Origin of the sequence: Xanthomonas sp. BRIP62409, assembly GCF_003992965.1 — a bacterium.
GTDB lineage: Bacteria > Pseudomonadota > Gammaproteobacteria > Xanthomonadales > Xanthomonadaceae > Xanthomonas > Xanthomonas euroxanthea.
In genome coordinates this window covers 219,832-233,383 of sequence record NZ_QEZJ01000015.1, presented here as the reverse complement: position 1 = coordinate 233,383, position 13,552 = coordinate 219,832, and the positions used below count along the sequence as shown (strand labels likewise).

The 13,552-nt window shown below is 66.6% G+C and carries 13 protein-coding genes; 10 read left to right on the top strand and 3 right to left on the bottom strand.

Annotated elements, in window-relative coordinates; translation table 11 throughout:
* The first annotated feature begins 3 nt into the window (after window positions 1–3).
* From EO170_RS05565 to EO170_RS05535, 7 genes are all read left to right on the top strand, one after another.
* A complete protein-coding gene (locus EO170_RS05565) occupies window positions 4–492 on the top strand; it encodes a hypothetical protein (RefSeq protein WP_102257167.1) in 489 nt (162 codons plus the stop codon).
* Entirely contained in the window at window positions 489–872 is a 384-nt protein-coding gene (locus EO170_RS05560; protein ID WP_054591247.1) for a hypothetical protein, read from the top strand. The genes EO170_RS05565 and EO170_RS05560 overlap by 4 nt, the downstream gene beginning before the upstream one ends.
* Before the next feature lie 184 nt (window positions 873–1,056).
* The gene (locus tag EO170_RS05555; RefSeq protein WP_126943125.1) at window positions 1,057–2,163 is read left to right on the top strand and encodes an AI-2E family transporter; all 1,107 of its coding nucleotides are present in this window, start codon (window positions 1,057–1,059) and stop codon (window positions 2,161–2,163) included.
* Window positions 2,164–2,292: 129 nt separating this feature from the next.
* Entirely contained in the window at window positions 2,293–3,030 is a 738-nt protein-coding gene (locus EO170_RS05550) for an HAD family hydrolase (protein ID WP_104584849.1), read from the top strand.
* 42 nt (window positions 3,031–3,072) lie between these two features.
* Window positions 3,073–4,443 (top strand): leucyl aminopeptidase family protein, encoded by a 1,371-nt coding sequence (locus tag EO170_RS05545; protein ID WP_126943122.1) that lies wholly within the window; start codon window positions 3,073–3,075, stop codon window positions 4,441–4,443.
* A gap of 591 nt (window positions 4,444–5,034) precedes the next feature.
* Entirely contained in the window at window positions 5,035–6,129 is a 1,095-nt protein-coding gene (locus EO170_RS05540; protein ID WP_126943119.1) for a catalase family peroxidase, read from the top strand.
* Window positions 6,126–6,668 carry a cytochrome b gene (locus EO170_RS05535; RefSeq protein WP_104649955.1) on the top strand — a complete coding sequence of 181 codons (543 nt, stop codon included), beginning with the start codon at window positions 6,126–6,128 and terminating at the stop codon, window positions 6,666–6,668. The genes EO170_RS05540 and EO170_RS05535 overlap by 4 nt, the downstream gene beginning before the upstream one ends.
* Before the next feature lie 104 nt (window positions 6,669–6,772).
* Here EO170_RS05535 and EO170_RS05530 read toward each other — a convergent pair whose 3' ends face one another.
* From EO170_RS05530 to EO170_RS05520, 3 genes are all read right to left on the bottom strand, one after another.
* A complete protein-coding gene (locus tag EO170_RS05530; RefSeq protein WP_115678010.1) occupies window positions 6,773–7,561 on the bottom strand; it encodes a ThuA domain-containing protein in 789 nt (262 codons plus the stop codon).
* Window positions 7,562–7,738: 177 nt separating this feature from the next.
* Window positions 7,739–8,341, bottom strand: a complete 603-nt coding sequence (locus EO170_RS05525; protein ID WP_104649953.1) for a response regulator transcription factor — start codon at window positions 8,339–8,341, stop codon at window positions 7,739–7,741.
* A 91-nt stretch (window positions 8,342–8,432) separates the two neighbouring features.
* Window positions 8,433–9,620, bottom strand: a complete 1,188-nt coding sequence (locus EO170_RS05520) for a sensor histidine kinase (protein WP_126943116.1) — start codon at window positions 9,618–9,620, stop codon at window positions 8,433–8,435.
* A gap of 432 nt (window positions 9,621–10,052) precedes the next feature.
* On the opposite strand from EO170_RS05520, the gene EO170_RS05515 reads away from it, so the two are divergent.
* The 3 genes from EO170_RS05515 (at window position 10,053) to EO170_RS05505 (ending at window position 13,540) form a co-directional block, all read left to right on the top strand.
* Window positions 10,053–11,297 (top strand): efflux RND transporter periplasmic adaptor subunit, encoded by a 1,245-nt coding sequence (locus tag EO170_RS05515; protein ID WP_164740917.1) that lies wholly within the window; start codon window positions 10,053–10,055, stop codon window positions 11,295–11,297.
* 380 nt (window positions 11,298–11,677) lie between these two features.
* Window positions 11,678–12,367 carry an ABC transporter ATP-binding protein gene (locus tag EO170_RS05510; protein ID WP_126943113.1) on the top strand — a complete coding sequence of 230 codons (690 nt, stop codon included), beginning with the start codon at window positions 11,678–11,680 and terminating at the stop codon, window positions 12,365–12,367.
* A 12-nt stretch (window positions 12,368–12,379) separates the two neighbouring features.
* Window positions 12,380–13,540: an ABC transporter permease gene (locus tag EO170_RS05505; RefSeq protein ID WP_126943110.1), complete on the top strand. Its 1,161-nt coding sequence runs from the start codon at window positions 12,380–12,382 to the stop codon at window positions 13,538–13,540.
* Window positions 13,541–13,552 lie beyond the last annotated feature (12 nt).

Here is a 13,552-nt window from a genome sequence, read left to right as displayed (position 1 = left end):
GTCGTGAGCGACCAGGCCTCTACAGCTGCCGGCTCCGACGCGCCCAACGCGCGTCCGGAAACGCCAGGACTGGACGAAAGCGTACGTGCGGTCGGCGCAGCCGGCCGCGCCACGCTGGGCTCGGCCAAGGACACCAGCCGCGCGTTGCGCCGGCTGGTGTCGGCCGACTTGCAACTTGCACGCAGTGCCTTCGGGCGTGGACTGGCCTGGGCATGCGTTGCCGTGGTCTTCGGCGCGTCGTCGTGGCTGTTGCTGGCAGGTGCGATCATCGCGCTGCTGCAACGCGCCGGCCTGTCGTGGTTCCAGGCGATGTTTTTCACCGCGTTGGCCAGCTTGTTGGTCACCGGCATTGCGGCGTGGCGGGTGTTCTTCTACTTCGACCACACCGGCCTGAATGCAACACGTCGTCAGTTGGTCAAGCTGGGCATCTTCGATGACAGCAACGACGACGACGATGCCCACGCATCGGCTGCCAATGGAGCACGCACATGAAGTTTGGCACCTTGCGTCAGCGCGTGGAACGCGCCGAATTCCTGGTGGAGGGGCGCGCTCAGGAAACGCGCCTGCATTGGGGACAATTGCGTGACACCTGGCGTGCCGGGTGGTCGCCGTTGCGGATAATGGTCGTCGGTTTCGGCCTGGGCTTTGTCACCGGCCGCAACGAACCGCAGGCGGCACTGGGCAGCATCGCCAGCAAGCTGGGCGGTATCCCGAAGATTCTGCAGATGATCAGCACGATCTCTGCGCTGTTCACCGCACACCGTGCGCAGGAAGCCTCCGAGCAGGCCGAACGTGCTGCAGACAGTGCCGAAGAGGTCGCTGCCGATCCGCCGGTGACGGTGGTGCAGGCGCCGATTGATCGCGCCGCGTGATGGCGTGATCCCGAGCACCGATTGGGATCACGCTGCGGATGTCTGCCGCCCGATGCGCGGCAGAGCCCGCTACTGGTGCTGTTAAGGACTGACGTTACGCGCACACCCTCTGTGCGCTGCGTTGACGCGTTCGGCTGATAATGGCCCACCGCTGGCAGCACGCCAGTCTGCTGCCAGGGCGCGCATGACTCTTCCCGTCGATTCTATGGATGCTGCCGCTGCGGCAGATTCACTCCCGCCGCCACCGGCACCACGCCCACGCGCACCGGTCTCGTTGGTGGTGCTGGCCACGCTTGCGGTGGGTTATACGCTGTGGGCTGCACAGACGATCATCCTGCCGGTGATGCTGGCCGCCTTCTTTGCCTTGATCGGCAACCCCATCCTGCGCGGTCTGCGCAAGCTGTACATCCCCCGCTTCCTCGGCGCCTTGATGGTGTTGTGCCTGGGCCTGGCCGGTACCGTGACCCTGGCCGCGCAGCTGGCCGGGCCGGCCGCCGAATGGGTACAGCAGGCACCCCGGCAGATGCGCCAGATCGCGCGCGACGTGCGCGATTTCACCAAGCCGGTGATGCAGGCCAACCAGGCCGCGGAAAACTTTGCACGCGCGGCCGGCGGCGATGGCCAGCGCAGCGTGCAGATCGTGCGCACGCAGATGGACGACCCCTACAAGGCGCTGGTGCGCACGCCGAAGCTGGCCGCCTCGGTGCTTGCGGTGGTGCTGCTGACGTTCTTCTTCATGGTCTACGGCGAAAGCCTGCAACGGCATGCGATCGCCTTGCTGCCCAACCGACAGCAGCAGCGCTTCACCACCGAAATCATGCTGGACATCGAGCGCGAGGTCTCGCGCTACGTGCTCACCATCAGCGTGATCAATACGCTGGTCGGGCTGGTCTTCGCCGGCATTCTGTATGTGCTCAAGATTCCGCTGCCCGAAGCGCTGCTGTGGGGCACGGTGGTGGCGCTGCTCAACTTCGCGCCGTATGTGGGTCCGTTGATCGGCGTGATGCTGATGCTGCTGATGGGCTTTGTGGAATTTCGCAGCACCTTGTCGGCGATGCTGCCGGCGATCCTGTACCTGGCACTGCACACCATCGAAGGCCAGGTGGTCACCCCGATCGTGCTCGGCCGCCGCATGGCGATCTCGCCGCTGATGCTGATCCTGGCGCTGATGCTGTTCGGCTGGCTATGGGGCATGGTCGGTTTGCTGCTGGCGGTACCGCTGCTGGTCTGCATCAAGATGGTGCTGAGCCGGGTGGAGGGAATGCAGCGCTGGGCCAGGCTGCTTGAGTAGCCGGGATTCGGGATTGGGGATTGGGGATTCGGGAATCGGGAATCGCAAGAGCAGTGAAGCAGCCCGCCAAAGCGTTGCTCTACCCATTCTCGATTCCCGACTCCCCATTCCCGGCATTACAATCTCGCGATGAGTTTCCCAATCAGCGCCATCACTCTCGACCTCGACGACACGTTGTGGCCCTTTGCGCCGATCGGGGCGCGGATCGACCAGGTGTTGTACGACTGGATGCGCGAGCACAGTCCGGTCACCGCCGAGCGGTTTCCGGTGGAGGCGATGCGCGAACTGCGCGAGCGCAGCTTTGCCGATAACCCGCACCTGCATCACGATCTCAGCGCGCTGCGGCGGCTGACGCTGGAAATGGCACTGCGCGAGAGCGGCGGCGATCTGGCCTTGCTGGAGCCTGCGTATGAGGTCTTCTACGCCGCGCGCAACCAGGTGGAGTGCTACCCGGATGCGTTGGACGCGCTGGCGCGTATCGCCGCGCACGTGCCGGTGGCGGCGCTCAGCAACGGCAATGCCGATCTGCAGCGCATCGGGCTGATGCATCACTTCGCGTTTCAGCTGGGCTCACGCGAGCACGGCAGCGCAAAACCCGACCCGAGCATCTTCCTGGCCGCCTGCGCGCGCCTGGAGGTGCCGCCGGCACAGGTGCTGCATGTGGGCGACCATGTGCGTATGGACGTGCTGGGCGCGCTGGATGCCGGCCTGCGTGCCTGCTGGATCAATCGCGACCGAGCACAGTGGTCGCACCCGACCCAGCAGCCGGATCTGGAGTTCGATTCCATGACCGGGCTGGCCGACTGGCTGGACGCGCAGCAACCGCACCCAGGCACCGCACACGCTGGCATCCGCCTTCCCGCCTGAGCCACTTTTGCTCGGCGCATGGCGCCGCCTCCGAGGATTTCCATGTCGCAGCTCACCGGTTTCATCGATCCCAACGCCGCAGCCCTGCCGCTGCATGTGCTCGACCGCGAAGGCTTTGCAGGTTGGTGCGCCGAGCAACCCACGCGCGTGCTGGCGTGGGCGCAGGCGCAGCGTTTCGATGCCGCGCCGGGCAGCGTGCTGTTGCTGCCGGGGGAACACGGGCTGGCCGGCGCAGTGCTCGGGATCGGCGACCGCGCCGATGCCTACGCCTATGCGCACGCGCCGATGGCGCTGCCGCCGGCCAGCCGCTGGACGCTGGCCAGCGCGCTGAGCGAGAGCGAGCAGGCGCTGCTGCACCTGGGCTGGGGCCTGGGCGCGTACCGCTTCTCGCGCTACCGCAAGGTGCCGCGCGCACCGGCCGAACTGGCCGCCACACCGGCGCCGCACACGCGCGCCTTGATCCAGGCCTGCATCCGCGTGCGCGACTGGGTCAATACCCCGACCGAAGACATGGGCCCGCAGCAGCTGGAAGAGGCCGCGCGTGCAGTGGCACAACCGCACGGTGCGCAGGTCGAGGCCATCGTCGGTGAGGCATTGCTGGCGCAGAACTTCCCCACCATCCACGCGGTCGGGCGTGCCTCGCACCGGGCCCCGCGGCTGATCACGCTGCAATGGGGCGACGCGGCGCATCCGCATCTGGTGCTGGTCGGCAAGGGCGTGTGCTTCGACACCGGCGGGCTGGACCTGAAACCGGCCGATGGCATGCGCAACATGAAAAAGGATATGGGCGGCGCGGCGCATGCATTGGCGCTGGCCGGCCTGGTGATGGCGCAGCAGCTACCGGTGCGGCTGACCCTGTTGATCGCCGCGGTGGAAAACGCCGTCGGCCCGGATGCGTTCCGCCCGGGCGAAGTCATCACCACCCGCGCCGGTGTCACGGTGGAAGTGGACAACACCGATGCCGAAGGCCGCCTGGTGCTATGCGATGCGCTGAGCTACGCCACCGAACAGCGCCCCGATCTGATCCTGGATTTCGCAACGCTCACCGGCGCCGCACGCATCGCCCTAGGGCCGGACCTGCCCGCGCTGTTCGCCAACGACGATGCGCTGGCGCAGGCCTGGTTGAACGCCGGCGAGCAGACCCGTGACCCGGTCTGGCGCATGCCGCTATGGCGCCCATACCTGCGTTACCTCAACAGCCATGTCGCCGACATGGCCAACGCCGGCTCGCGCATGGCTGGCGCGGTCACCGCCGCGCTGTACCTGGAGCGCTTTGTCGCACCGGGCCAGCCGTGGGCGCATCTGGACGTCTACGCCTGGAACGACAGCGACCGCCCCGGCCGCCCGGCCGGCGGCGAGGCACTGGCGTTGCGCTCGGCTTACGCGATGCTCGAGCAGCGTTACGGCGGCTGAGGCCGGCTGACAGCACGGCTTCAACAAACTCGCCTTCGTCGACGCGTGAAGTGATGTCGACAATGGCAGCGACGTCGATCGGATTAAAGTGCGTGATCAGCCCGCGCCGCATTCACGGCTCGCAACCATGCACACCGACCATCCCGACTGGTCCTTGCCCGCCCACCGTCGCGGGACCTTACGCGGCATGGATGGCCGCGTAAGAGCTTACATGGACATACTTGCAGCGTGCCCCGCGAGGGTGGGCGGGCAAGGGGCCTGCAGCAAACCCGCACATCATCCGCTCCACAACCAACGCATCCACTCCATTCGATTACCTCCAAAGGCGAGCGAGCGCTCGAGCTTCAGCGTCGTTTGACTATCCCCAAGCCGAGCGGGTCGAGGGCGTAGTGCCTTGAGCACGCTGCGCCATTGCCCGTCATCTGGATCATTCATCGACCGCTTTGGTCGCGGCATCACACACCAGACGCACTGGAGCGTGGACTATGCGCCCACGGGTCGTGCCGGTGCCGCAGGTTGGGCGGGGTGGCGATCACGGCGCCACATGCCTCACCGCATCGACTCTTTGCCGCATTGCCACCGGAGCCAGCCATGAACTTGCCACCTCCCGCTCCACCCCCGCAGCGCGCACGTGTTGTGGCGCCATTGCTCGGTATCGCCGCGATTGCCGGCGGTATCGCGGTGGCGTTCGCCTGGACCGCCGGCTGGATCGGTGGCGACCGGCTCACTGCCGCGCGCATGACCGACACCATCGAAGCCAGCGGGCCGCCGCATCCGGGCTTTCGCCGCGCGCACACCAAGGGCGTGTGTGTGAGCGGGGAGTTCAAGGCCAGCGGCAAGGCCACCTGGCTGTCGTCGGCACGCATCTTCAGCCAGGCCAGCACGCCGGTGCTCGGGCGCATGTCGATCGGCGGCGGCGACCCGCATGGCGCCGACGGCGCGGCGCGCGTACGCAGCATGGCATTGCTGCTGCGCAGCGACGACGGGCAGGAATGGCGCACCGCGATGAACAGTTTTCCGTTCTTCGTGGTGGCCACGCCGGCCGGTTTTCAGGCCTTGAATGTGGCCTCCAGGCCGGACCCGGCCACCGGCAAGCCCGATCCGGCCAAGCTGGCCGCGTTCGGCAAGCAGTATCCGGAAGCGGCCAAGTTCCAGCAGTGGGCCAAGACCGCGCCGTGGTCCAACAGCTGGGCCAACACCCAATACAACGGGGTGAATGCGTTCCGCGCGATTGCGGCCGATGGACGCGAGCGCTACATCCGCTGGTCGATGCGTCCGCATACGCCGTTCAAGGAGCTCAGCGCCGAGCAACGCGCGCAGGCCGATGGCGATTTTCTCGCCACCGACCTGGACACGCGCCTGGCGCAGGGTCCGCTGCGCTGGGACATGATGCTGACCGTGGCCGAGCCGGGCGATGCGGTGGACGATCCCTCGCAGCCATGGCCGGAAAGCCGCAAGCAGATCGTGGCCGGCACGGTGTCGATCGATCATGCCGAACCGCAGGCCACCGGCCCGTGCCGCGATCTGAATTACGACCCGCTGATCCTGCCTAAGGGCATCGCCGGATCGAACGACCCGATCCTGGCGGCGCGCTCGTCGGTGTATTCGCAATCGTTCAACCGGCGCGAGCATGAGATCGCCAATGGCACGGGCAACGCTGCCACCGGCCAGGGAGCGCACCGATGAGCAGCCATCCCCACTTCAATTTGCCCGCGCGCATCCTGCATTGGTTGATGGCCGCGATGATCCTGACCATGCTGTTCGTCGGCGTGGGCATGGTGGCGTCGGTGACGCAGCGGCCGTGGTTGATCGACCTGCATCGCCCCCTGGGCATTGCGATCCTGGTTCTAGCGGTGCTGCGCCTGATCAACCGCCTGCGTCACCGCCCGCCGCCGCTGCCGGCCGACCTGCCGGCCTGGCAGAAGGCCGCCGCGATCGCCTCGCACTGGCTGCTGTATGCGTTGATGCTGGGGATGCCGTTGATCGGCTGGGCGATGCTGTCGGCCGGTGCGTATCCGATCGTGCTGTGGCCGGGTGCGAACCTGCCGCCGATCGCACCACACGATCCGGCGCTGTACGCCTGGCTGCGCAGCGCGCATGGCTGGTTGGCGTATCTGCTGTTCGCCACCGTGCTGGGGCATCTGAGCGCGGCGCTGTTCCATGCCTGGGTACGCCGGGATGGCGTGTTTTCCAGCATGGCGCGCGGGGAACGGTCTGCGCGTTGACGGATTGGATGGGTGGGTGTTGGAAGACGTGTTGCGCTGAGTGATTTCACTGCGCGGACATACCCTCACCCCAACCCCTCTCCCGACGGAAGAGGGGCCAGGATCTAACGCTGGCGCTTTGTCTTGGCCGCTGGCGCGGGTGCCTGAATGCCCTTGCCGGTCGCGGCCCAGTAGATCCCGCCATACAGATGCTCCAGATAACGCGGGTCGTTGTAGGCCTCGGCCAGATGGCCGAGCGCGGTGGCGAACACGCGGCCGCCTTCGAAGTGGTGGTACCAGGCCACCGGGTGCCGGGTGCCCATGCCCTTGGCAACCTGGCCCGGCCAGATCAGCGTGGGGTCGTAGCTGCTTTCGTCCACCGTCAGCAGCGTGACCAGGTCATCGCTGTACGGCGGATCGTATTCGTACCACTCGTCGGTCCACACCCAGCGCCTGGGCAGGCCGGCGGTGGCCGGGAAGTTGGGGTCCACCACGTCGACCATCGCGGTCTGCATGTACGGATGGGTGCGGAACGAGCGGCCGATCAGATGGTCGTACCACTCCCAGTCGCCACGCTTGATCGCAAACGCCTTGTGCACCGCCACCACGCCGCCACCGTTGCGCACGTATTTCTGGAAGTTCGCGCGTTGCGCCGGATCCAGATCGGTGGCCGGCGTGTTGAGCAGCACGATTGCCGCGTATTGCGATAGATCGCCATCAAAGGCCTTGGCATTCCACGCCCAGACCAGCTCGACATAATGCTTGCGCGCCATCGCTTCGAATTGCGGCTTGGCCACCGGGATGTAGTCGTGGTGATACTGGTTGGGAATTGCCGCCACCAGGATCTTGAACTGCTCGGCGGACGCATTGAATGCGCAGGCCAGCAGCAGACCCAACAGCCACAGAGGTTTCATGCCGTTCGCTCGGAAATCGTTCTGGCCCGGCAGTGTACCTGCGCCTGCACGGCATGCTTTGCGCATGATCTGGAATAGCTGTCTGGCGCGCCGGTGATCGAGTGATGCGTGGCAGTGCATGGCCAATGCCATCCAGCGCTGCGCCCGCTGACAGCGCAACGCGTCTGCCTCACCGGTTCACAACCAGCCTTTCTGCCGGGCCAGCCGATACGCCTCGATGCGATTGGCCACGCCCAGCTTGCCGATGCATTCGGACAGATAGTTGCGCACCGTACCGTGCGACAACTGCAGCTGCTGCGCGATCTCGCTGGCCGAGCGCCCTTCGCCGGCCAGCCGCAACACGGTGCGCTCGCGTTCGCTCAAGGGGTCGGCTTCCACCCAGGCATCCAGGGCCAGGTGCGGGTCGATCACCCGGCCGCCGCGCTGCACCTGGCGCAGTGCGCTGACCAGTTGTTCGGCCGGCGCGTCCTTGAGCAGATAGGCAGCCACACCGGCATCCAGCGCGCGGCGCAGAAATCCCGGGCGGGCGAAGGTGGTGACGATCATCACCCGCACCGGCAGCGCCTGGCGCTGGATACGCTGGGCCAGTTCCAGGCCGGTCAGGCCGGGCATTTCGATATCGGTGATCAGCACGTCCGGCTGCAGGCGTTGCAGGTCGCGCCAGGCACTTTCGCCGTCGCCTGCGCTGCCGACCACCTCGATATCGTCTTCCAGCCCAAGCAAGGCGACCAATGCGCCACGCAACAGCGCCTGGTCTTCGGCCAACAACACCCGGATCATCGCGCGCGCTCGTATGCAGACAACGGTGGCGCACGATAGCAGCGGTGGCGCCTGCCGTGCATGGGTCGATGTGCAGTGGACGTGCGTGCGATCAGCGCGACGGTGTCACCAGCGGGATCGGCACCGGCGGCTGCGCCGGCGCCGGTGTGGGCTGCGGCAACGGCACGCTGGCGCGCAGGCGCATGCCGCGCGGCAGCGCTTCCACCTCCAGCGCACCGCCCAGGCCGCGCAGGCGTGCGCGCATGCCGTCCAGGCCATTGCCGGGCACGATCACCCCGCCGCGCCCGTCGTCGCTGATGTCCAGCACTGCCTGGTCGCCGTGCGCGCGCAAGCTCACGCGCACGTGTCTGGCCCGCGCATGCCGTTGCACGTTGGTGGCCGCCTCGCGCACCACCAGCGCCAGTGCGGTTTCGTGTTCCGGCGGCAATGCCAGCGTCTGCAGGTCGTGTTCCAGCACGATGCCGTCCATGTCCAGCAACACCCGCGCCGACGCCAGTTCGGCCACCAGCCCGGCCGCGCGAATGCCGGTGACCGCGCGCCGCACCTGCGCCAAGGCATCGCGCGAAATCTGCGCCACCGCATCGATCTCGCTGCGCGCCCCCTGCGGATCACGCTCGATCAGACGCGCGGCCAGATCGGACTTGAGCGCCACCAGCGACAAGGTGTGGCCGAGCAGATCGTGCAGATCGCGGCCAATCCGTTCGCGCTCGGCGGTGGCCGCCAGCCGGCGTACTTCGTCCTGCGACAGGCGCAGCAATGCGTCCTTGCGTTCGTTGATGCTGTACACCGCACCGACCCCGGCCATGCCCAGCACCGACACCGGCAGCCACACCAGCGATTGCAGGCGCATTCCCAGCCAGTGCGCCCAACCCAGGTAGAGCACGTTCATCACCACCAGCATCGCGAAGTGCCGCCACATGGCATGCCGTGTGGACGGGCGCAGGCTCAGGCAGGCGAAGACGAAATAGCTGATCCCCGCCGGATACACCGGCAGCAATGCGGCACTGAGCGCACCCATCGCCCAGGCGTAGCGATACAGCGTACCGCGCGGCGCCAGCAACATCCGCGCGTACAACAGCAGAAACACCGGATACGACAGCACGGTGCACAGCAGCCAGGTGCTGTCGTAGCCACGTGGCGAAAACACCGGCACCACGAACACCCAGCTCGACCATAGCAGATGCACGGCATCCATCCACGGCGACTGGCCCTGCGCCAGCCGTGCGGCAACCTGCGACGTGGCGGCGGGGCGAAGCCAGGCGGGCAGCGACAAGCGCATCGGGATGGGTCCGTGTGAGTGATCGGATTCTGCCACTGCCGGGCCCGGCCGGGCGCCCGATGCGGCAGCTCGCTGCGAACCGCCACGCTCATGCATCTGCGCCGCGCCCGCTCGTGGTGATCCTGCACAGCACCGACCCGGGCAATCGCGCAGGCCGACAACAGCAATGAACGCAGCGCATGGCCAATCCGGCAGTATGAGGATGGTGCAGCCTCGCGCGTGCTGCAAAGCCCGGCCAGTTGCCGCTGTCATGGACGGCAGGTGACAGCTGTCACTGGTGGAGGTGCCGCGACGGTCGCATGCTGCGCAGCACCTTGCAGCCGCGTCGATCGCGCTACCGCTCGTCGCCCCACCTGCATTGGTGACTTCCGGCAGCTTGCGGCCCCGCCCGCGTCCGGTCACATTTCGCGCAGCATCCCGTCCCGGTTATCGATGAATACTTCTGCCGATCTGCTCAAGCAACTGCGCATCGACCGCCAGCGTCCTGCCGCCCCCGAACCTGCACGGCGCGGTGGCTGGATCATCGCCGCGGTGGTCATCGTGATCCTGTTGGCGACCGCGGCGTGGTGGTTCACCAGACGCCCAGTGATGAAGGTGCAGACCGCACCGGTGGTGGCGATCAGCGCCGGCAGCAGCAGCGCCTCGGTGCTGGACGCATCCGGCTACGTGGTGGCGCGGCGCATGGCCACGGTGTCGGCGCAGGTTACCGGCAAGGTGCGCGAGGTGATGATCGAGGAAGGCATGCGCGTCGAACAGGGCCAGGTGATGGCGACGCTGGACCCGCTGGATGCCGATGCACAGCGCACGCTGTCGGCATCGCAACTGTCGGCCGCACGCAGCCAGGTCGACAACATGCAGGCGCAGCTGGCGGTGGCCAATGCCGATGCGACGCGGCTGCAATCGCTGGTCGGCGCGCAACTGGTGTCGCGCTCGCAATACGAGCAGGCCACTGCACAACGCGATGCCTTGCGCGCACAGCTGCAGAGTGCGCAACGCAACGTGCGCGTGGCATCGGATCAGCTGGCGATCTCGGCGATCCGCTCGGACTTCAACGTGGTGCGTGCGCCGTTTGCCGGCGTGGTCACCGCCAAGGCCGCCCAGCCCGGCGAAATCGTCTCGCCGCTGTCGGCCGGCGGCGGCTTCACCCGCACCGGCATCGGCACCATCGTGGATATGGAATCGCTGGAGATCGAAGTGGAAGTGGGCGAGTCCTACATCGGCCGCGTGCAGCCGAAGATGCCGGTGGAAGCGGTGCTCAACGCCTACCCGGACTGGAAGATTCCCGGCGAGGTGATCGCGATCATTCCCACCGCCGATCGCGGCAAGGCCACGGTGAAGGTGCGCGTGGCGTTCAAGCTCAAGGACCCGCGCATCGTGCCGGAGATGGGCGTGCGGGTGAGCTTTCTGGAGCGGGCCAACACGCAAGAGGCCAGCAAGCCGCAGGGCGTGCGCGTGCCGGGTGCGGCGCTGGTCGAACGCGACACGCGCACGGTCGCGTTCGTGCTTGGCGAGCGCAACACCGTCAGCGCAAGGACGGTCACTCCCGGCATGGTGATGGGCCAGGACCGCCAGGTGGTATCGGGCTTGAGTGCAGGCGACAGCGTGGTGCTGGATCCGCCGCAAGGCCTGAAAGACGGTGACACGGTGGCCGAAGCGGACGCGGACGCTGCCGAATAACCACAACGGCAACCGCAGTCAACAACATGCAACGACGCCGCTGCGGGGGGGGGGGGGCGACGCCCACATGCGCAGTCAGTGGATTACACGATCGTTTTGCGCCTGGATGGCGTTGTGATCGCACACAGCGATGTCGCAATGGCGCAAGGAACGCGGTCGATCGCGATCCGCATTTGTCATTGTTCATTGCAGAACCACGCTTGGCTCGCCACCGCCATGCGTCGTCGCCGTTTTCACCCAGCAGTTGCGTCCGTCGTCAGCAAGCCTCGCACCGTCTTGCCGCGTCACCGTCATCGCATCGCCGTGTTGCCTTCTCATGCCAGCGTAGTCGCCATGCTGCATCGCGCTTGCCTCTTTCCCTTGCACCGTCAGGAGTCGCCATGACCGCTCTCGTCAGCTTGCGCAACATCACCAAGACTTACCAACGCGGCCCCGAGCAGGTGCAGGTGCTGCACGGCATCGACCTGGACATCGCCAACGGCGACTTCGTCGCATTGATGGGTCCGTCCGGTTCGGGCAAGACCACCTTGCTCAACCTGATCGGCGGCCTGGACAGCCCCAGCGGTGGCGAGATCGAGATCCAGGGTGAGCGCATCGACCGCATGAGCGGCGGCCAGCTCGCGACCTGGCGCAGCCACCATGTCGGCTTCGTGTTCCAGTTCTACAACCTGATGCCGATGCTCACCGCGCAAAAGAATGTGGAACTGCCGTTGCTGCTCACCGCGCTCACCGCCGCGCAGCGCAAGCGCAATGCGGAAATCGCCCTGACCCTGGTCGGCCTGCAGGAACGCCGCAACCACAAGCCCAGCGAACTGTCCGGCGGCCAGCAGCAACGCGTGGCGATTGCACGCGCGATCGTGTCCGATCCCACCTTCCTGATCTGCGACGAACCCACCGGTGATCTGGATCGCCATAACGCCGAGGAGATCCTGCGCCTGCTGCAGGAACTCAATCGCGAACACGGCAAGACCATCGTGATGGTGACCCACGACCCCAAGGCCGCCGAGTACGCCACCCATACCATCCATCTGGACAAGGGCGAGCTGGCCGATGCGCCGCTCGTGCTCTAAGGGAGTGCTGCCATGAAGTATCTCTGGCTGGTGTGGGCGCAGTTGTTCCGCAGCAAGACCCGCACCTTGTTGACCTTGCTGTCGGTGGTGGCGGCGTTCCTGCTGTTCGGCATGCTCGATTCGGTGCGCGTGGCCTTCACCTCCGGCGGCAGCGTCAGCGGCGTGAACCGCCTGGTGGTGGCCTCGCGCCTGTCGATCACCCAATCGCTGCCGATCAGCCTGGAGCCGCAGATCCGCAGCGTGCCAGGCGTACGCGATGTGACCTCGGCGATGTGGTTCGGCGGCATCTACCGCGACCCGAAGAATTTCTTCCCGAACTTTTCGGTGGCGTCCAATTTCTTCGACGTCTACAGCGAGTACGAGCTGCCCAGGGAACAGCTCAAGGCGTTCCAGACCACGCGCACCGGCGCCGTCGTCGGCGAGACCCTGGCCAAGGCCAATGGCTGGAAGATCGGCGACACCATTCCGCTGCAGGCCACCATCTTCCCGCGTGGCGGTAGCAACGACTGGCCGCTGCAACTGGTCGGCATCTTCCGCATGAAGGACCGCGCGGTGGCGGCCAACCAGGAACGCCAGTTGATGATGAACTGGAAATACTTCGACGAGTCCAACGACTACATCAAGAGCAGGGTCAGCTGGTACACGGTGACGTTGCGCAACGCCGACCAGGCCTCGCGCGTGGCGCAGGCGATCGACGCGTTGTCGGCCAACTCCGATCATGAAACCAAGTCGCAGACCGAATCGGCGTTCCAGCAGGCCTTCATCAAACAGTTCGCCGATATCGGCCTGATCGTCACCTCGATCATGGCCGCGGTGTTCTTCACCTTGCTGCTGCTGACCGGCAACACCATGGCGCAGGCGGTGCGCGAGCGCATACCGGAGCTGGCCACGCTCAAGACGCTGGGCTTTCAGGACCGCACCGTGTTGAGTCTGGTGATGGTGGAGTCGGTGCTGTTGATCGGCCTGGGCGGGTTGATCGGCATGGGTCTGGCGTCGCTGGTGATTCCGCTGGTGGCCGCACGCAGCGGCGGGGTGATGCCGGTGCAGGGCGTGCCGCTGCAGACCTGGTTGGTCGGGCTGGGCCTGATGGCCGGCATCGGCATCGTGGTGGGTGTGCTGCCGGCGCGACGCGCGCAGCGCTTGAAGATCGTCGATGCCCTCGCCGGCCGCTGACAGGAGCAGGCA